The following is an 18,972-nucleotide window of genomic DNA, read 5'->3' on the forward strand; positions in this document are numbered from 1 at the left end:
GACCGAGTCGTACCGCTCCCCTACTGTGTGGGTCATGACAGAGCAGGTGCCCTCCGAACACGGACCGTCGCAGAGTGCGGATGCGGCGGGCGGCGTTCGTCCCCTCCCCTCGCTGTCGCCCTCGCGGGCGGCGGACTTCAAGACCTGTCCCCTGCTCTACCGTTTCCGCAGCATCGACCGCATCCCGGAGCAGCCCACCGCCGAGCAGGTACGCGGCACCCTGGTGCACGCCGTGCTGGAGAAGCTGTTCGACTCCCCGGCCACGGCCCGCACCCGCCCGCTGGCCGAGGAGATGGTCGAGCCGCAGTGGGACCGGCTGGTCGAGGAGCAGCCCGAGTTCGGCACGATCTTCGAGGCCGAGGGCGCGATGACCCGCGAGCAGTTCCTCAGCTCCGCGCAGGACCTGCTCGGCGGCTACTTCGCGGTCGAGGACCCGCGCCGGTTCGAGCCCGCCGAGCGCGAGCAGCTGATCGAGGCGGTGCTGGGCGCCGAGGGGGGCGAGCAGCTGCTGATCCGCGGCTACATCGACCGGCTGGACGTGTCGCCGGGCGGCGACCTGCGGGTGGTCGACTACAAGACCGGCGGGGCGCCGCGGGAGGCGTTCGAGGCGCGGGCGCTGTTCCAGCTGAAGTTCTACGCCCTTGTGCTGTGGCGCACCCGGGGCGTGGTGCCGCGAGTGCTGCGGCTGCTCTACCTCAAGGACGCCGAGATCTGCGACTACACGCCCGACGCCGAGGAGCTGACGCGTTTCGAGAAGACGCTGTTCGCGCTGTGGCGGGCGATCGAGAACGCGATCGAGAACCAGGACTTCCGGCCCAAGCCCAGCAAGCTGTGCGGCTGGTGCAGCCACCAGCAGCGCTGCCCGGAGTTCGGTGGCACGCTGCCGCCGTTCCCGGTGCAGGTCACCGCGCAGACGGTGGACAGCAGGCAGGCCCGGCTGCTGGCGGCCCAGCCGGAGGGGTGACCCGATCCGGTAGCCTCGCCGCGTGCCCCTGACCCCCGCGCCGTCGCGTTTCCCCTGGTGGAAGCCCACCTGGTGGACGCCGCTGCGCGCCGACGCGGCGCTGGCGGCGGGGCTGTTCGTGGTGCAGGTGCTGCTGGCGTACGCCCAGCCGTCCTGGCTGATGCAGACGACGCTGGTCACGTTCCTGTGGAGCGCGGTCAGCCTGGCGCCGATCGTGCTGCGCCGCACCCACCTGTGGTTCGCCATCGGGCTGACGGCGTTCCTCACCGCCGTCGGCACGGTGTGGCCGGACGCGCTGCTGGGCGGGCAGGGCGTGGCGCTGTGGGTGCTGGCGTACACGGTGGCGGTGTACGAGCCCTGGTGGCGCGCGGTGCTCGGCACCGCCGCGCTGTGGCTGGTCAACGACCTGATCTGGGTATGGGCGTACCAGCACGACCTGATGCGCGACACCGACGGCCGCCAGCTCATCTCCATGTCGGCCGGGATCATCGTCAACCTCGCGGTGATGGTGATCACGTTCCTGGCCGGGCGGACCGTGCGGGCGCGCCGGGAGGCGTCCGCAGCGCTGGCCGAGCGGGCGCTGGCGGCCGAGGCCAACCAGCAGGCGCACGCCGAGCAGGCGGTCGCCGAGGAGCGCCGCCGCATCGCCCGCGAGCTGCACGACGTGGTCGCCCACCACGTCAGCGTGATCGGCGTGATGTCCACCGGCGCGCGCCGCATGCTGCACCGCGACCCGGCCGCCGCCGACGAGGCGCTGGCCACCATCGAGCAGACCAGCCGCACCACGCTGCGCGAGCTGCGGCGGCTGCTGTTCGTGCTGCGCTCGGAGAGCGCCCAGGCCGACGACGCGGACGGGCTGAGCCCCACCCCGGGCCTGTCCGGCCTGCGCACCCTGGTGGACCAGGTCTGCGAGGCGGGACTGTCCACCTCGCTGCGCGTCGACGGCGAGCTGGACGTGGTGGACCCGGGCGTGGCGCTGACGGCGTACCGGATCGTGCAGGAGGCGCTCACCAACTCGCTCAAGCACGCCGGTCCGGCGCGCGCCGAGGTGCGGCTGAGCGCCGACGGGCGCGAGCTGACGATCGAGGTGTTCGACACCGGGCGCGGACCGCACACGCGTACCCTCACCGCAGACGGGGTCCCGGCGGGCACCAGCGGTCACGGCCTGCTCGGCATGCGCGAGCGCGTCGCCGTGTACGGCGGCACGCTGCGCACCGGTCCCCGTCCGGGCGGCGGTTTCCGGGTGCACGCACGGATCCCCATGGAGCAGGCGGGCCACGTCATGGTCGCCGAGACGCAGGCGGAGGTCTGAACGTTGAAGCCGATCCGGGTGCTGCTCGCCGACGACCAGCCCCTGCTGCGCAGCGGGTTCCGCATGGTGCTGGGCGCCGAGCCCGATCTGGACATCGTGGGCGAGGCGGCCGACGGCGTCGAGGCGGTGGACCTGGCCCGGCGTCTGCTGCCCGACGTGGTGCTGATGGACGTGCGCATGCCGCGCCGGGACGGGGTGGCCGCGACCCGCGACATCACCGCGGCGAAGCTGCCGGTGCGGGTGCTCATCCTGACCACGTTCGACCTCGACGACTACGTGGTGGGCGCGCTGCGCGCCGGGGCCAGCGGCTTCCTGGCCAAGGACGTGCCCGCCGACGAGCTGGTGGCGGCGATCCGCACGGTCGCCGCGGGCGAGGCGGTGGTCGCGCCGCGCATCCTGCGGCGGCTGCTGGACCGCTTCGCCGGGCTGCTGCCCGACCCCGAGGCGACGGTGCCGCACTCGCTGAGCACGCTGACCGAGCGCGAGCGCGAGGTGCTGGTACACGTGGCCCGGGGACTGTCCAATGCGGAGATCGCGCGGGCGCTGACGGTGAGCGAGACCACGGTCAAGACGCACGTCGGGCACGTGCTGACCAAGCTGGGCCTGCGCGACCGGGTGCAGGCGGTGGTGCTGGCCTACGAGACCGGCCTGGTACGACCCGGCTCTCCTACCTGAGGAGGAGAGCGGCGCGGCCAAGACCGTCCCAGGGTCTGAGGGAGGGCTGGACACGCGCTGACAGCCTGTGGGGCATGACTTCTCAGGTTTCCGACGCGCCCGCCGCGGGCGCCGGCGCCGCCGCCCGCGCCGCCGATCTCTGGAAGGTGTACGGCTCGGGCGAGGCACAGGTGATCGCGCTGCGCGGCGTGAACGTCGAGCTCGAACGCGGCCGTTTCACCGCCATCATGGGCCCCTCCGGCAGCGGCAAGTCCACCCTCATGCACTGCCTGGCCGGGCTGGACACGGCCACCCGGGGCCAGATCTCCGTCGGCGACACGGCGCTGACCGGCCTGGACGACGGCGGGCTCACCCGGCTGCGCCGGGAGAAGGTCGGTTTCATCTTCCAGCAGTTCAACCTGCTGCCGACGCTGACCGCCGAGGAGAACATCCTGCTGCCGCTGGCGATCGCCGGGCGCAAGCCGGACCCGGAGTGGTACCGGACGGTCATCACCACGGTCGGGCTCGCCGACCGGCTGACCCACCGCCCCAGCCAGCTCTCCGGCGGCCAGCAGCAGCGCGTCGCCTGCGCCCGCGCCCTCGTGTCGCGGCCCGAGGTCATCTTCGCCGACGAGCCGACCGGCAACCTGGACAGCCGCTCCGGCGCGGAGATCCTGAACTTCCTGCGCCGCAGCGTCACCGAGCACGGCCAGACCATCGTCATGGTCACCCACGACGCCAACGCCGCCAGCCACGCCGACCGGGTCATCTTCCTCGCCGACGGGCAGATCGTCGACGAGCTGACCGCCCCGACCGCGGACGCGGTGCTGGACCGCATCAAGCGCCTGGACGCCGCCCCGGTTTCGGGGGCCACCGAATGATCAAGGCCAGCCTGCGCGGGCTGCTGCAGCGCAAGCTGCGGCTGTCGCTCGCGCTCATCGCCATCGTGCTGTCGGTGGGTTTCCTCGCCGGCAGCCTGGTGCTCTCCGACACCCTCAACGCGCGGTTCGGATCGCTGTTCAGCACCATCAACGCCAACGTGGCGGTCGTGGTGCAGCCCACCGACCCGCAGGCGGTGAACCCGATCCGGCTGACCGACGACCAGCTGCGCACCCTGTCCGAGGTCGACGGCGTACGGGCCGTGTCGCCCGACGTCAGCGCGCAGGGCGTGATCCCGTTCCGGGCCGACGACGGCGAGCCGGTCACCGCCGACGCCATGCTGGGCTTCGGCGTGGACGGCAAGGACGACCCGCTGGGCCTGGTCGAGCTGCGCGAGGGCAGCTGGCCGCAGGCCGCCGACGAGGTGACCGTCACCGCGCACACCGCCGAGCTGGCCCGGGTCAAGCGGGGCGACTCGCTGAAGGTGTACGTGCCCGTGCTCAACGAGCCGCGCACGTTCAAGGTGGTCGGCGTGGCCGGCTACTCCGGCGGCCGGGACAGCCTGGCCGGCGAGTCGGTGGTCATGTTCCAGCAGGCGTACGCGCAGGAGACGTTCTACGGCGCGACCGGCCGCTACGCGGGGGCGTCGTTCGCCGCCGACGAGGGCGTCAGCGACACCGTGCTCAAGCAGCGCATCGCGGAGCAGCTGCCGTCCGGGTTCAAGGCGCTCACCGGCGAGGAGAGCAGCGAGGAGCAGTCGGCCCAGATCGGGGTCGTGTTCGACTTCATCAAGTACATCCTGATCGGCTTCGCGGTGCTCGCGGCCGTGGTGGGCGTGTTCCTGATCTTCAACACGTTCAACATCATCGTCGCGCAGCGCACCCGTGAGCTGGCGCTGCTGCGCGCGCTGGGCGCGAGCTGGGGCCAGGTCGCCGGGTCGGTGCTGCTGGAGGCGCTGGTGGTCAGCGTGCTCGGCGCCACGCTGGGCCTGGCCATCGGCGCCGGGCTCGGCGCCTGGGTGGAGCACCTGCTGATCGGCGAGTTCGAGCTGCCCAGCGCGGGCATCATCGTCAAGCCGATCACGGTGGTGCTGGCGTACGCGCTGGGCGTGCTGGTGACGCTGATCGCGGCGTTCGTGCCCGCCGTACGCGCCTCGTCGGTGCCCCCGGTGGCCGCGATGCGCGACGTGGTGCGCCCGGACAAGTCACTGGTCGCGCTGTCGATCGTGGGCGCGGTGCTGGCCGTGCCGGGCCTGGCGCTGGTCCTGACCGGCGCGCTGGTGGACATGGGCGGCACCGCGTTCCTGGTGCTGCTGGCCGGGGCGGTGCTGCTGTTCGTGGGCACCCTGCTGCTGTCGCCGCTGCTGGCCCGCCCGCTGGTGCGCGGGCTGGGCGCGCTGATCGGCCGCGGCTCGGCCGGCCGGCTCGGCGTACGCAACGCGGTGCGCAACCCGCGCCGCACCGCCGTCACCGCCGCCGCGATCATCATCGGCGTCACCGTGATCGGCACCGCCGCGACCGTCGTGCAGTCCTTCAAGACCAGCCTGGAGGACATCATGGGCGACAGCATCGGGGTCGAGGTGATGATCCAGGCGAGCGTCACCGCGGCGCCCGACGGCCGCCAGGGCTTCAACCCGAAGGCGCTGGACCAGGTGCGCGCCATCTCCGGGGTCAAGGAGGCCGCGGCCTGGCACTTCGACGCGCTCAACGTGAGCGTGGCGAACCAGCCGTCGGCGTTCGGCATCTTCGCCACCGACGTCGGCCAGGCCTCGCGCATGTTCCCGATGGACGCCGTCGACGGCTCGATCCGCACCCTGGCCGCGCAGGAGCTGGTGCTCGACGACAACACCGCCGAGACGCTCAAGCTCAAGGCCGGTGACCGCACGCCGGTGGTGATCGGCGGGGTGAGCCGTGACTACACCGTGGTCGGCGTCTACAAGACCACGCCGATCATCCAGGGCATCCTGGTCGGCCTGCCCGCGGTCGAGGACTTCCCCGGCCCGCTGGCGTTCCAGGGCTTCGTGTCGCTGAACGAGGGCGTGGACGCGGCCCCGGTGGTGGCCCAGATCGAGAAGATCATGAAGGACTATCCGGGGGTACAGGTCGGCGACCGGCAGTCCTACGTACAGCAGGCCACGGCCTCCTACGACCTGCTGCTGACGGCGGTCGAGTGGCTGCTGATCGTGGCGCTGGTCATCGCGGTGCTGGGCATTCTCAACACGCTGCTGCTCAGCATCGTGGAGCGGACCCGCGAGCTGGGGCTGGTGCGCGCGGTCGGGCTCAGCCGGGGCGGGCTGGTCTGGATGGTGACCGTCGAGTCGGTGCTGATCACCGTCTTCGGCGTCGCCCTCGGGCTGGCTCTCGGGGTCGGTCTCGGGGCCGCCTTCACCCAGGCGCTGATCACCATCGAGTTCGCCACCGTGATCGCGATCCCATGGCTGGACCTGCTGCAGTACCTCGCGATCGCGGTCGTGGCCGGCATCGCCGCGGCGGTGCTCCCTGCCCGGATCGCGGCCCGGCTCAACGTGCTGGAGGCCATCTCGTACGAGTGAGCGCCCGTCCGGGTCAGGGTCGCCCCTGACCCGGGCCTGGGGGGCTTTCCCCGCGTCGCAAACCGGGGAGGGTTCACCCCACGGGTCGAGGGATGCGGCTCTTTCCGCCCCGACGATGAGTACACCGGCCGGTCCGGACGCCCCGCCTTGGCGTCCAGGCCGGCCGGTCCATGTCATCCGGCCGAGGAAGGACCCCATGACTCCAGCAGCAGCCCCGCCCCTGACCCGCCAGCGGACGGAGACCGCCGCCGCCCGCGCCACCGGCCTGTGGAAGGTGTACGGCACCGGCGAGGCGCAGGTCGTCGCGCTGCGCGGCGTCGACGTCGAGCTCGAACGCGGCCGCTTCACCGCCATCATGGGCCCGTCCGGCTCCGGCAAGTCCACCCTCATGCACTGCCTGGCCGGTCTCGACGCGGTCAGCCGCGGCCAGGTGCACGTCGGCGACACGGAACTGACCGGCCTGAACGACGCCGGCCTGACCCGGCTGCGCCGCGAGAAGATCGGCTTCATCTTCCAGCAGTTCAACCTGCTGCCCACGCTCACCGCGGAGGAGAACATCCTGCTGCCGCTGGCCATCGCCGGGCGCAAGCCGGATCAGCAGTGGTTCCGCACCGTGATCGACACCGTGGGCCTCGGCGACCGGCTCGGGCACCGCCCCAGCCAGCTGTCGGGCGGCCAGCAGCAGCGCGTCGCCTGCGCCCGCGCGCTGGTGTCGCGCCCCGAGGTCATCTTCGCCGACGAGCCGACCGGCAACCTGGACAGCCGCTCCGGCGCCGAGGTGCTCGGCTTCCTGCGGCGCAGCGTCACGGAGTACGGCCAGACCATCGTCATGGTCACCCACGACGCCAACGCGGCCGCGTACGCCGACCGGGTCGTCTTCCTCGCCGACGGGCAGCTCGTCGCCGAGCTGACCGAGCCCACCCCGGAGTCCGTGCTGGACACCCTCAAGAGCCTGGACCGCGTCGCGCCCGCCGGGGCGGAGCTCTGATGCTGCGCGCCACCCTCAAGAGCCTGCTCGCCCGCAAGCTGCGCCTGGTCCTGTCGGGCCTGGCCGTGCTGCTGGGCGTGATGTTCGTGTCCGGCTCGTTCGTGCTGACCGACGCGCTGGGCCGCTCGTTCGACAACATGTTCTCCTCGGCGATGGCCGAGACCGACGTGCTGGTCGCCGCCGACCCGGCGATCGACGTGTCGGAGCTGGAGGGCGAGGCCGTGCCCGGCCTGCTGCGCTCCGCCGACCGCGACACCGTCGCCGCCGTGCCCGGCGTGGCCGGGGTCGTCGGCGAGGTGCAGGCCGACGGCGCCCGCGTCATCGGCGCCGACGGCAAGGTCGTCACCTCGTTCGGCCCGCCCCGCTTCGGGGCCAACTGGACCGGCGAGACCGGCGGCCTGGAGCTGCGCGAGGGCCGCGGCCCGAGCGTGGACGACGAGATCGCGATCAACGTGACGCTGGCCGAGCTGTCCAAGCTCAAGGTCGGCGACCGGGTCGGCGTGCTCACCACCAAGCCGAAGCAGACGTTCACCCTGGTCGGCGTCTTCGGCTACGAGGGCGGCCTGCCCGGCCGCGGTCCGGTGCACGAGGTCCGGTTCACCGAACCCGTCGCGCAGGAGCTGATGCTGGGCACGCCGGGGGCGTACACCAGCCTCAGCGTGACCGCCGCGCCCGGCACCGACCCCGCCGCCCTGCGCGACGCGATCAAGGCCGCGCTCGGCGACGGGTACCAGGTGCAGACCGGCGCGGAGGCCGCCGCGGCGATCGCCGACGGCTTCAAGGAGGCGCTGTCCTTCTTCAACAACATCCTGCTCGGCTTCGCCGGGGTGGCGCTGTTCGTCGGCACGTTCCTGATCCTGAACACGTTCTCGATCATCGTGGCGCAGCGGACCAAGGAGCTGGCCCTGAGCCGGGCCCTGGGCGCGAGCCGCCGCCAGGTCATCGGCTCGGTCATGGTGGAGGCGCTGGTCATCGGCCTCGTCGCGGCCGTGCTGGGCCTGGCCGCGGGCGTCGGCGTGGGGGCGCTGCTGGCCGAGGTCGCGGCGAGCTTCAGCAGCCTGGTGCTGGCCGGCATCGGCCTGCCGCTCGCCGCTGTGATCAGCGCGTTCGTGGTCGGCGTCGGCGTCACGATGATCGCCGCGCTGCTGCCCGCGGTGCGGGCGTCCCGGGTGCCCCCGGTCGCCGCGCTGCAGGAGGTGGCCACCCCCGACCGACCGCTCACCAAGCTCACCGTCAGCGGCACCGTGCTCGGCGCGCTGGGCACCGGCGCCATCGCGTACGGCCTGGCCACCGACGGCGACGCGGTGCTGTGGCTGCTGCTGGGCGGGGTGCTGGCCGCGTTCGTCGGGGTGGCGCTGCTCAGCCCGGCGCTGGCCCGCCCGGCGGTGTCCGTGCTCGGCCGGCTGTTCTCCTGGTCGGTGCCGGGCAAGCTGGGGCGGCTGAACTCCGGGCGCAACCCGCGCCGCACCGCGATCACCGCCGCCGCGCTCATGGTCGGCGTCGCGCTGATCACCGGCGTGAACACCATCATCACCTCGGCCGACCGCAGCCTGCGCGGCGAAGCCACGGACGCCTTCCAGGCCGACCTGATCATCTCCGGGCAGAGCTCGCCGGGCATGCTGCCCACCTTCGACGAGGCGCTGCTGCCGCGGATGCGTGAGCTGGCCGGGGTGCGCTCGGTCGCGGCCGAGTACAACGAGCAGGCCGTCATCGACGGGGAGCCGCGCATGGCCACGGCCGTCACCGACCTGCCCACCGTCGTGCAGGACTTCTCGCTGGTCGCCGCGGCCGGGGTGCTGACCCAGCCGGCGCCGGGCGAGGTCGTGGTCGGCGAATCGTACGCGGCCGAGTCCGGGCTCGCCGTCGGCGACACGGTCACCGCGCGGCTGCCCCGGGGCGAGCCGACCACGTTCCGGATCATCGGCACGTACCAGGCGACCCCGTTCTACGGCGGGTTCATCTTCGGGCCCGACATCGTGCCCGGGATGCGCACCCCGGCGCCGTCCTTCGCGTACGTCCGGCTCGCCGACGGCGCGGACCCGGCGGCCGCCCGCAAGGGCCTGGAAGCGCTGCTGGTGGACAGCCCCGAGATGCTGGTCGAGGACACGGAGCAGTTCCTGGACCGCGAACTGGGCGAGAGCGCGCAGCTGCTGCTGATGATCCAGGTGCTGCTGGGCCTGGCGATCCTCATCGCGGTGCTGGGCGTCATCAACACCCTGGCCCTGTCGGTCCTGGAGCGCACCCGCGAGCTGGGCCTGCTCCGCGCCATCGGCCTCAGCCGCGCCGCGACCATGCGCATGGTCACCGTGGAAGCCGTCGTCATCACCGTCTTCGGCGCGCTGCTCGGCGTGGCCGTCGGCATCGGCCTCGGCGCCGCCGTGGTCCAGGGCCTCGCCGACGAGGGCCTCAAGGAACTCGCCATCCCGTGGTCCCAGGTGGGCGTCTACCTCGTCCTCGGCGCCCTGGTCGGCGTCCTGGCCGCGGTCCTCCCCGCCACCCGAGCCGCCCGCATCAACGTCCTGGCCGCCATCGCCCACGACTGAAAGGAAGGGCACCTTCTTATCGCTATACGTAGAGGAAGGTGCCCTTCTTAACGCCCACCGTCCGAAGTGCCCGACGCCCGCGTGCGGCGTCGGGCACTTCGCCATGAGGTGCGGGCGTGCGGCATGCGGCGCGCAACGCCGATTGCCAACAAGTCTTTGCAAAGATATGTTGGCGGTTATGAAGGATGACGCCTCCTCCATCTCCCTCGATCCCCGCACCCTGCGCGGCCTCGCCCACCCCGTACGCGTGCAGATGCTCGGCATGCTCCGCGAGCGCGGCCCCTCCACCGCCACCCTGCTCGCCGCGCAACTGGGCCTGTCCAGCGCCGCGACCAGCTACCACCTGCGCCAGCTCGCGCAGCACGGCTTCATCGTCGAGGACACCGACCGCGGCAACGCCCGCGAGCGCTGGTGGCGCGCCGCGCACCGGCGCACCACGGTCAGCGACGTCGCGCCCGAGTCCTACGGCGACTTCGAGATCTACCTGCGCGCCGTGACAACCCAGTACGCCGCCCGCGTCGACCGCGCCATCAGCGAGTACGCCACGCGCCCCGAGCAGTGGGTCCACGTCGGCACGTTCAGCGACTGGTCCCGGCGGCTCACACCGGAGGAGACGACGGCGATGCAGGACGAGCTGATCGAGGTGATCAACCGCTACCGCCCGGACGAGCCGGAGGCGCCCGCGCCCGGCGACGCCGCCCGGGTCGTGGTGCAGCTGCAGGTCATGCCGTTCCCGCAGGATCCGTCGTGAAGGCGCTCGCCGGGCTGCTGACCGCGGGCACGATCTCGGTCGTCGGCAGCCGGATGACGTTCCTGGCCATCCCGTGGCTGGTGCTGGTCACCACGGGCAGCCCGACGAAGATGGGCGTCGCGGCGGCGGCGGAGATGCTGCCGTACGTGCTCGCCGGTCCGCTCGGCGCACCGCTGGTGGACCGGCTCGGCCCGCGCCGGGTGTCGATCGTCGCCGACCTGGCCAGCGTCGCGGTGATGGCGGCCGTCGCGTTCGGCCAGGCGGGCGGCTTCGGCCTGCTGGTCGCGCTGCTGGTGCTCGCCGGAGTGCTGCGCGGGCTCGGCGACTGCGCAAAGCGCGTGCTGCTGCCCGCCACGATCCGTGCATCCGGGGTGGACATGACCCGCGCGACCTCGGTGTACGACGGCCTCAATCGCCTCGCGAGCCTGCTCGCCGCGGGCCTCGGCGGCATCCTCATCGCCTGGCTGGGCGCCCGCCAGGCGGTCCTGCTGGACGCAGCGACATTCGCGGTGTGCGCGGCGCTGGTGGCCGCACTCGTTCCCGCGAACCAGGCGGCGAACACCACGCAGGCCACCACAGGCGAAGCAGCCGAGCCGGCAGCGGTGCGGGAGCCGTACTGGCAGGCCCTGCGCGGCGGGTTCGCCTACCTGCGCGGCGACCGGCTGCTGATCGGCATCCTGTCGCTGCTGTTCGTCACGAACCTGGTGGACCAGGCCAACGCGGTGGTCTTCATCCCGCTGTGGGTGAACGACGTGCTGCACTCGCCGGTGGCGCTGGGCTGGGTGCACGCCGCGTTCTCGCTGGGCGCCGTGCTCGGCAACATCGTCTTCACCACGCTCGCGCCGCGCGCGCCCCGCTACGCCGTGTTCACCCTCGGGTTCCTGATCGGCGGCGCGCCCCGGATGGCCGTGATGGCGCTCGCCGGTGACCTGGTGCCGGTGCTCGCGGCGGTGTTCGCGGCGGGCCTGGCGATGGCGGCGGTCAACCCGATCCTGTCGGCGGTCATGTTCGAGCGGGTGCCCACCGCGCTCCAGGCCCGGGTCGTGAGCCTGTCCGGCGCGGTCGGCTACGCGGGCATCCCGCTGGGCGGCCTGCTCGGCGGCTGGGCCGTGCAGGGCCTGGACCTGACCACCACATTGCTGCTCTTCGGCACCTTCTACCTGGCGGCGACCCTGCTGCCGGTCGTGTTCCGGGGCACCTGGCGCGAGATGGACCGCCGCCCCGCGCCGGACCGGGTCCGCGAGCCCGAACCGGCCGCGGCCACCGCCGCCGCGCTCCCGCTGACGGGCGCCCCGCCCAAGATCGCTCGACTTGCCCGGCACATGGGCGAATGCGCGCTCAAGATACGCCCATCTGCCAGGCAAGTCGGATGATCGAGCCGGGCGATCGAGGCGGGCCCGGCGGGTGCGGGTCAGCGGCGGAGGACGGCGTGGACGTCCTCCGGGGTGAGGATGCCGAGCGGCGTCCGGCCGTCGCGGACGGCGACCCAGCCGGTGTCGCCCTCCAGCAGCGCGGCCAGTGCGTCCCGCAGCGAGCCTTCGACCGGCACCGACGGCGCCTGCGCAGCCGAGACGTAGCCGTCCGGCAGCGGGCGCAGGCCCTCGCGCGGGATGGGGGTCACCGCGAGCAGCTTGATGCCGCGATCCGAGCCGACGAACTCGGCCACGAAGTCGTTCGCCGGGCGGGACAGCAGCACGGCGGGCGGGGCGAACTGCTCCAGCTTCCCACCCTCGGACAGCACCACGATCCGGTCGCCGAGGCGCACCGCCTCGTCCACGTCGTGCGTCACGAACACGATCGTCTTGCGCACCGTCTGCTGCAGCCGCAGGAACTCGTCCTGCAGCCGCCCGCGCACGATCGGGTCCACCGCGGAGAACGGCTCGTCCATCAGCAGCACCACCGGGTCGGCGGCCAGCGCGCGGGCCACCCCGACGCGCTGGCGCTGCCCGCCGGACAGCTCGTGCGGGTAGCGGGCGGCGTACCGGGCCGGGTCGAGCCCCACCAGGTCGAGCAGTTCGGCGGTGCGCTCGGCGACGCGCTGCTTCGGCCAGCCGAGCAGCCTCGGCACGGTGGCCACGTTGTCGCGCACGGTCTGGTGCGGGAACAGGCCCACGTTCTGGATCACGTACCCGATGCGGCGGCGCAGCCCGATCGGGTCCACCGCGGTGATCTCGTCGTCGCCGAGCCACATCCGGCCCGCGGACGGCTCGATCAACCGGTTGATCATGCGCAGGATGGTGGACTTGCCGCAGCCGGACGGGCCGACCAGCACCGTCAGCTCCCCGGCGGGCAGCTCCAGGCTCAGTTCGCGGACGGCGACCGTGCCGTCGTCGTACTGCTTGCGGACACCCTCCAGCCGGATCGACACCGCGGCGGTACGGTTCACGTATGCCCTCCAAGGTCAGCTACGTCGTGTCCGGCTGGGCCGTCTCGGGCGACGATCCACGTAATCCCTGGTTCTCCTGGAGCTACGTCAGCCAGAACACCGACACCCTGCTCGCCGCGCTGCGCGAACACCTCCTGTTGACCTTAGCCGCCGTCGTGGTGGCGACGGTGCTCGCGATTCCGCTGGCCGTGCTGGCGTACCGGTTCGGCTCGCTGACCGGGCCGATCCTGGGCTTCACCGGGGTGCTCTACACCATCCCGTCGCTGGCCCTGTTCGCGTTCCTGGCCCCGTTCACCGGCATCACCCCGGTGACGGTGCTGATCGGACTCATCCTGTACGCGCTGCTCACCATCGTGCGCAACACGCTGACCGGCCTGCGCCAGGTGCCCGCCGAGGTGCTGGACGCGGCCCGGGGCATGGGCTACGGGCGCGGCGCCCTGCTGTGGCGCATCGAACTGCCGCTGGCCATGCCCGGCATCATGACCGGCCTGCGCATCGCGACGGTGTCCACCGTGGCGCTGGTCACCGTCGGCGAGATCGTCGGCTTCGGCGGCCTGGGCAACCTCATCATCGGCGGCTTCAACACCAACTTCTACCGCCCCCAGATCATGACCGCCACCCTCCTCTGCGTGGCCCTTGCCCTAGCCCTCGACCTCGCCCTCCTCCTCCTCGCCCGCCTCACCACCCCCTGGACCCGCCGGAGGACCTCATGACCGTGACCGTGGTGCAGTTTCGGGGAAACTGCAGGATCTCGGCCGCTCTTTCGTGCAGTTTCCCCGAAACTGCACGGCGGCGGCGGGCGGAGGGCGTGGCATGAGCGTGATCGAAGACGCCATCGTATGGCTGAACGACCCACTGAACTGGACCAATCCGGACGGCATCCTCGCCCGGACCGCGGAGCACCTGTGGATCTCGGCGGCGGCGGTGGCGCTCGGGTGCGCGCTGGCCTGGCCGCTGGGGATCTGGCTGGGGCACGTCGGGCGGGGCGGGCCGGCCGTGGTGACGGTGACCAACCTGAGCCGGGCGGTCCCGACGGTGGCGCTGCTGACCATCTTCCCGCTCACCGCGATCGGGTTCGGCCAGCCCGCGATCATCCTGGCGCTGACCCTGTTCGCGATCCCGCCGCTGCTGGCCAACGCGTACCTGGGCCTGCGCGAGGTGGACCCCGAGGTGCGCGACGCGGGCCGGGGCATGGGCCTGTCCGGCGGGCAGCTGCTGCGCAAGGTGGAGCTGCCGCTGGCGGTGCCGTACCTGGCCAACGGGTTCCGGATCGCGGCGGTGCAGGTGATCGCGACCGCGACGCTGGCCGCGTTCGTCAACGGCGGCGGCCTCGGCATGATCATCAGCCGCGGCTTCGGGCTCGGCCTGAACGCGGGCGGCGGGCAGGTGCTGGCCGGCGGCGTGCTGGTGGCGGTGCTCTGCCTGGGCGTCGAGGGGCTGCTCGCGCTCGCCGAGAGGGCGCTGCTGCCCAGGGCGCTGCGCCGCGGCGCGCACCGGCCGCCCGCCTCGGTCGCCGACGCCCTGCCCGGCCGGGCATGAGCATGACCTCGATCACTTCGAGGCTGGGGCGGTAACGCGTCTACCTGCGGATGTGAACAGTTTGCGAAATATCGGGCCGGGGTAGGTCGAGCACGGTTCACGAATTTTCACAAGGATGTCCCAGGTACCCGTTAAGAAGGCTGTTGAGCATTCTTCTGCCCGACGGAAGGCGAGACATAAAGATGGCAACGCACACCCGGAGGGCGTCCGTCCTCCTCCTGTCCGCGGTCAGCACGGCGGCGTTCGCGCTGGCCGGCTGCGGTCAGGCGGGCTCCTCCGGCACCGAGGCCCCGGCCACCGTGTCCGGCGCGGGCTGCGCGCCCGTGGCCGGCGAGCAGCTGGTGGTCCTCGAGGACGACAAGCACCTGCAGAACGCCGACAACGTCATCGCCGTCGCCAACGCCAAGGCCGCGTCCCCCGCACTGCTGGCCGCGGTGAACAAGGTCGGCGACGCGCTGGACACCCCGAAGCTGGTCGCGCTGAACAAGGCAGTCGAGGTGGACCGCAAGACCTCGCAGGTCGCGGCCCAGGACTTCGCCGCGCAGGCGAGCCTGACCACCGGCCTGTCCGGCGGCAACGGGCCGGTCGTGGTCGGTGCGGCCAACTTCCCGGAGAGCCGCACCCTGGCCGAGCTCTACAAGATCGCGCTGGACGCGGCGGGCTTCAAGGCGACCGTGCAGACCACCGGCAACCGCGAGCTGTACGAGGCGGCCCTGGAGCGCGGCGAGCTGACCGTGTTCCCCGAGTACGCCGCCACCCTCACCGAGTTCCTCAACCAGAAGCAGAACGGCAAGGACGCCGCGCCCAAGGCGAGCGGCGACATCGACGCGACCGTCACGGCCCTGAAGGAGCTGGCCACCAAGGCCGGTCTCGCCGTCGGCACCCCGTCCAAGGCCGCCGACCAGAACGCGTACGCGGTGACCAAGGCGTTCGCGGACCAGCACCAGCTCAAGACGCTGTCCGACTTCGCCGCGAAGTGCTCCGGCACCGCCTCGATCCTGGCCGGACCCGCCGAGTGCCCGGAGCGCCCGTTCTGCCAGCCCGGCCTGGACAAGACCTACGGCATCAAGTTCGGCAGCTTCCTGCAGGCCGACGCCGGCGGCGCCCAGACCAAGACCGCCCTCACCACCGGCAAGGCCACCCTCGGCACCGTCTTCTCCTCCGACGGCACCCTCGTCCCCAACTCCTGACCCGCATCACCCCGGGCCCGGCGCACCCGCACCGGGCCCGCTTCACTGCGTTGATCATGAACTTATGGGCGTGTTCGACGGCGTGTCGGCACCCCTAACTTCATGATCGATCCGGTTCAGGCGAACCGGAACAGGCGCAGGGACGGGTCCAGGGACCGGGGCGGGGCGGTGAGCCGGTGCACGCCGACCGAGAAGAGCACACCGTCCGGCGCGTGGAAGGCCCGCTCCGCGAAGCCGGCCTCAGCGAACCAGGTCCGGATCGCCGGAGTCAGGTCGGGGGCGCGCCGGGTGCGGGTCCAGATCACGGCCGCGCCGGGGGCGCACAGCTGCGGCAGGGCGGTGACGGTGCTGCGTACGTCGTCGTCGGTGATGTTGCCCAGCACACCCGCGAGCAGCACCAGGTCGGCGGGGACCGCGTCGGCGTACGCCGCCGTGACTCCGGCGTCGCCGCACACCACGGTCACGTCCGCGCCGGTGCCGGACGCCAGCTCCCGGGCCGCGGCGGCGTTGCGTGGATCGAACTCGATCAGCGTGGCCCGCACCCGCCGCGCGTCGGCCCGCCCGGCCAGCACGCCGAGCAGGTCCCGTCCCTGTCCGGCACACGCGCTGACCACCGTGAGCAAGGGCTCCGGGCGCTCGTCGAGCCACTCCGCGACGTGCCGCTGCACCAGGCGCAGCCGCCGCGACAGCGGTGACTCCGGGTCCGCGTACGGCTGATGCCAGTCGTGCCAATCCTTGGTCCGCGCCATCGGTCCAGGCTGCCAGAGCGAGCCGCGTGGCCGGAGGCCGCCACTGGCCGCCGCGGCTCGCCGGGCGCCGGTGCTCGGCGGCCGGGGCATGCCCGGATCGTCGCCGCCGCACCGATCAGGCATGATCGGCGTTCCCCCCCCGCCGTAGTCAGGAGCCGCCCGGTGTTCGACCGCCTGTCTTCCCGGTGCCGCCGCACCGGCCTGCACGTCGCGACGACCCGGCGGCTGTGGGTGATCAGCGCGCGCCTGGCCGACCTCGCTCAGCACGGCGCGATCGGCGGCGACGACGAGGCGCGGCACTGGCAGGGCTGGTCCCCGGAGGACGTCGGCCCGCTGCCGGACGGCCCGACCGTCGCGCCGCCGTCGGACCATACCGACGTGGTGACGCCCCTGCTCGACCTGCTGCTCTTCACCGCCGTCGAGCGCCGCACCCGGATCGCGGTCGCGTCGGTCACCACCAGCCGCAACCCCGAGGGCCACCACCTGATCGGCGGCAACGTCCGCGCCGGCTTCCGCAACAGGGGGTACGGGCGTGAGGCGCTGACCGCCGCGTGCGAGCTGGCCCACCGGCACTTCGGCATCACGACGCTGTACGCCGGCTGCGAGGTGGGCAACACGGCCAGCCGTGGCTGGCTCGCCGCCTGCGGGTTCACTACGGACGGGCAGGCGAGCGGGCTGACCCTGCCGAACGGCCGGGAGATCGAGTCGCTGTGGTGGTGGCGCACCGACCGCCGGGCCCGGGTGCGCTGCCCGCACCTGCACACCACCCGCCTGCCCGCCGACAGCGGCCTCACCCGGCCCCTGTCCCCCACCGGCGGCTTCCCCACCATCTCGCCACCGGCGCCGCGTGCCGACCCCCAGCCGCGTTGATCATGAAGTTAGGGCAGCGACACACCGTCGAACACGCCCATAAGTTCATGATCGACGCAGTGCCCGCGGAGCGGGCGGGGGTCAGTGGGGGAAGGCGGCGAGGGTGAGGGTGGCGAGGGTGGCGCCGGTGAGGGTGGTGAGGAGGGTCAGGCCGGTCATCGGGGAGAGCTTGACGGCGTTGGGGATGCCGATGACGCGGGCACCGGCGGCCAGGGCGCTGGCCACGCCGGTGGGCGAGTCCTCGATGGCGATGCAGTGGGCGGGGTCGACGCCGAGCAGCTTGGCGGCGCGCTGGTAGGGGTCCGGGTGCGGCTTGGTGAAGGCGACCTCGTCGCCGCAGACGACGGCGTCGAAGTTGTGCCGGCCGAGGGTGTCCAGGGCGACGTCCACGCACTGCCGGTTGGTCGAGGTGACCAGGGCGGTGGGCAGGCCCGCGGCGCGCACCTCGTGCAGCAGCTCGCGGGCGCCGGGGCGCCACACCAGGTCCGTGGCGAACAGCCCGGCGACCCGGTCGTAGATCCACCGGGCGCTGACCGCGGCGTCGCGCCACGGCTGGCCGATGCCGTCGTGGAACAGCACCATCGACTCGTCGACCGAGCGCCCGACCATGGCCAGCCGCACCTCGGCGGCGATCGGCGCGCCGTACTCGTGGGCCAGCTCCTCGATCGCGATGTCCCACAGCGGCTCGCTGTCGAAGAGGGTTCCGTCCATGTCGAAGAGCACTGCCGCTGGGATCACTCGAGAATGATCCCGCGCAGGCGGCCCCGTCGCAGGTCACCGTGGCTGACATCACGTCGCGCGCCGGTGGTTTCGCCGATGCCCGCGCGGCCGGGTGCGGCGAATACTGCCGCCATGACGGTCCAGATCTACGACATCATGGCCTGCAACGTGTACTGGGACTTCGACGACTCCCTCGGCCTGCCCCGGGAGCAGCACAAGTTCCTGGTCTCGTTCCACCCGTCCGAGACGCCCGTGCCCGATCTGGTGGACCGGATCGTCGCACGCGGGCCGGGCGGCTACGAGGCCGCGTTCACCAACCAGATGTTCACCAACGCCAACCGCGACGGCTGGATCTACGACCCGTCGCTGAACTACCACTGGTACATGCTCAACGTGCCGACCGGCTTCCTGCCCGAGGGCACGTACACCATCGAGGTGGTCACCAAGGACGGGCAGGTGCTCAGCCGCTCGCGGGAGCAGCGCGACGCGCCGTCGCGCGCCATCGTGGACAGCTACCTGGCCGACCGCGAGCGCTTGGCGTACACCCTGACCAGCTGGACCACCCTCGCGGAGCTGGGCGGACCGGACGCGTACTACGTGTACCGGCTGGCGAAGGCGCGCTCGCTGCGCGAGTTCGACACGCAGCGGCTGCTGTGGTGGGACAACATCTACATCCGGCGTGCCCGCGGCGTCGAGCCGCAGGCGGGGCTGAACAAGGGCGCGGTGGACCTGCCGATCGAGCTGACGCCGGGTGAGAGCTACGGCGTGTTCGTCGAGATCACCGACGGAAACGTGCAGAGCGAGGCCAACATCTGCGTCTTTCAACCGCATAGGTTCCTGGTCGCGTGAGTGTCGGGGGCGGTGACTAACGTGTCG

Annotated in this window: 17 protein-coding genes; 14 read left to right on the forward strand and 3 right to left on the reverse strand. The window is 72.4% G+C overall.

Features of this window, described 5'->3' with window-relative positions; all coding sequences use genetic code 11:
• The first annotated feature begins 34 nt into the window (after nucleotides 1-34).
• From CS0771_RS33825 to CS0771_RS33865, 9 genes are all read left to right on the forward strand, one after another.
• Nucleotides 35-964: a PD-(D/E)XK nuclease family protein gene (locus CS0771_RS33825; protein WP_212844785.1), complete on the forward strand. Its 930-nt coding sequence runs from the start codon at nucleotides 35-37 to the stop codon at nucleotides 962-964.
• 22 nt (nucleotides 965-986) lie between these two features.
• Nucleotides 987-2,276 (forward strand): sensor histidine kinase, encoded by a 1,290-nt coding sequence (locus CS0771_RS33830; RefSeq protein WP_244871197.1) that lies wholly within the window; start codon nucleotides 987-989, stop codon nucleotides 2,274-2,276.
• Between the two features lie 3 nt (nucleotides 2,277-2,279).
• The gene (locus CS0771_RS33835) at nucleotides 2,280-2,951 is read left to right on the forward strand and encodes a response regulator transcription factor (protein ID WP_256442859.1); all 672 of its coding nucleotides are present in this window, start codon (nucleotides 2,280-2,282) and stop codon (nucleotides 2,949-2,951) included.
• Nucleotides 2,952-3,025: 74 nt separating this feature from the next.
• Complete coding sequence (locus tag CS0771_RS33840) at nucleotides 3,026-3,811, forward strand: ABC transporter ATP-binding protein (RefSeq protein ID WP_212844786.1); 786 nt, start codon at nucleotides 3,026-3,028, stop codon at nucleotides 3,809-3,811.
• Nucleotides 3,808-6,360: an ABC transporter permease gene (locus CS0771_RS33845; protein WP_212844787.1), complete on the forward strand. Its 2,553-nt coding sequence runs from the start codon at nucleotides 3,808-3,810 to the stop codon at nucleotides 6,358-6,360. Before CS0771_RS33840 ends, CS0771_RS33845 begins: the two co-directional genes overlap by 4 nt.
• Before the next feature lie 196 nt (nucleotides 6,361-6,556).
• Nucleotides 6,557-7,348 carry an ABC transporter ATP-binding protein gene (locus CS0771_RS33850; protein WP_212844788.1) on the forward strand — a complete coding sequence of 264 codons (792 nt, stop codon included), beginning with the start codon at nucleotides 6,557-6,559 and terminating at the stop codon, nucleotides 7,346-7,348.
• Entirely contained in the window at nucleotides 7,348-9,891 is a 2,544-nt protein-coding gene (locus CS0771_RS33855; RefSeq protein WP_212844789.1) for an ABC transporter permease, read from the forward strand. Before CS0771_RS33850 ends, CS0771_RS33855 begins: the two co-directional genes overlap by 1 nt.
• Before the next feature lie 178 nt (nucleotides 9,892-10,069).
• Nucleotides 10,070-10,642 carry a helix-turn-helix transcriptional regulator gene (locus tag CS0771_RS33860; protein WP_212844790.1) on the forward strand — a complete coding sequence of 191 codons (573 nt, stop codon included), beginning with the start codon at nucleotides 10,070-10,072 and terminating at the stop codon, nucleotides 10,640-10,642.
• Nucleotides 10,639-12,015, forward strand: coding sequence for an MFS transporter (locus CS0771_RS33865; RefSeq protein WP_212844791.1), 1,377 nt, complete (start codon nucleotides 10,639-10,641; stop codon nucleotides 12,013-12,015). The genes CS0771_RS33860 and CS0771_RS33865 overlap by 4 nt, the downstream gene beginning before the upstream one ends.
• 38 nt (nucleotides 12,016-12,053) lie before the next feature.
• On the opposite strand, the gene CS0771_RS33870 is transcribed toward CS0771_RS33865, so the two are convergent.
• Entirely contained in the window at nucleotides 12,054-13,028 is a 975-nt protein-coding gene (locus tag CS0771_RS33870) for an ABC transporter ATP-binding protein (protein ID WP_212844792.1), read from the reverse strand.
• Nucleotides 13,029-13,030: 2 nt separating this feature from the next.
• Here CS0771_RS33870 and CS0771_RS33875 point away from each other — a divergent pair, with 2 nt between their 5' ends.
• The 3 genes from CS0771_RS33875 to CS0771_RS33885 all read left to right on the forward strand — a co-directional run bounded on the left by CS0771_RS33875 (nucleotide 13,031) and on the right by CS0771_RS33885 (nucleotide 15,757).
• On the forward strand, nucleotides 13,031-13,741 hold the full coding sequence (locus CS0771_RS33875) for an ABC transporter permease (protein ID WP_212844793.1): 711 nt from the start codon (nucleotides 13,031-13,033) through the stop codon (nucleotides 13,739-13,741).
• Nucleotides 13,742-13,841: 100 nt separating this feature from the next.
• Nucleotides 13,842-14,567, forward strand: coding sequence for an ABC transporter permease (locus CS0771_RS33880; protein ID WP_212844794.1), 726 nt, complete (start codon nucleotides 13,842-13,844; stop codon nucleotides 14,565-14,567).
• Between the two features lie 182 nt (nucleotides 14,568-14,749).
• Nucleotides 14,750-15,757, forward strand: a complete 1,008-nt coding sequence (locus CS0771_RS33885) for a glycine betaine ABC transporter substrate-binding protein (protein ID WP_212844795.1) — start codon at nucleotides 14,750-14,752, stop codon at nucleotides 15,755-15,757.
• Between the two features lie 116 nt (nucleotides 15,758-15,873).
• Here CS0771_RS33885 and CS0771_RS33890 read toward each other — a convergent pair whose 3' ends face one another.
• Nucleotides 15,874-16,506, reverse strand: a complete 633-nt coding sequence (locus tag CS0771_RS33890; protein WP_212844796.1) for a class I SAM-dependent methyltransferase — start codon at nucleotides 16,504-16,506, stop codon at nucleotides 15,874-15,876.
• Nucleotides 16,507-16,668: 162 nt separating this feature from the next.
• Between CS0771_RS33890 and CS0771_RS33895 the strand changes: the two genes are divergently transcribed.
• Nucleotides 16,669-17,376, forward strand: a complete 708-nt coding sequence (locus tag CS0771_RS33895) for a GNAT family N-acetyltransferase (RefSeq protein ID WP_212844797.1) — start codon at nucleotides 16,669-16,671, stop codon at nucleotides 17,374-17,376.
• 81 nt (nucleotides 17,377-17,457) lie between these two features.
• Here CS0771_RS33895 and CS0771_RS33900 read toward each other — a convergent pair whose 3' ends face one another.
• Nucleotides 17,458-18,099 (reverse strand): HAD family phosphatase, encoded by a 642-nt coding sequence (locus CS0771_RS33900; protein ID WP_212846192.1) that lies wholly within the window; start codon nucleotides 18,097-18,099, stop codon nucleotides 17,458-17,460.
• A gap of 129 nt (nucleotides 18,100-18,228) precedes the next feature.
• On the opposite strand from CS0771_RS33900, the gene CS0771_RS33905 reads away from it, so the two are divergent.
• Nucleotides 18,229-18,945: a hypothetical protein gene (locus CS0771_RS33905; protein ID WP_212844798.1), complete on the forward strand. Its 717-nt coding sequence runs from the start codon at nucleotides 18,229-18,231 to the stop codon at nucleotides 18,943-18,945.
• Nucleotides 18,946-18,972 lie beyond the last annotated feature (27 nt).

This window comes from Catellatospora sp. IY07-71 (assembly GCF_018326265.1).
Classification (GTDB): domain Bacteria; phylum Actinomycetota; class Actinomycetes; order Mycobacteriales; family Micromonosporaceae; genus Catellatospora.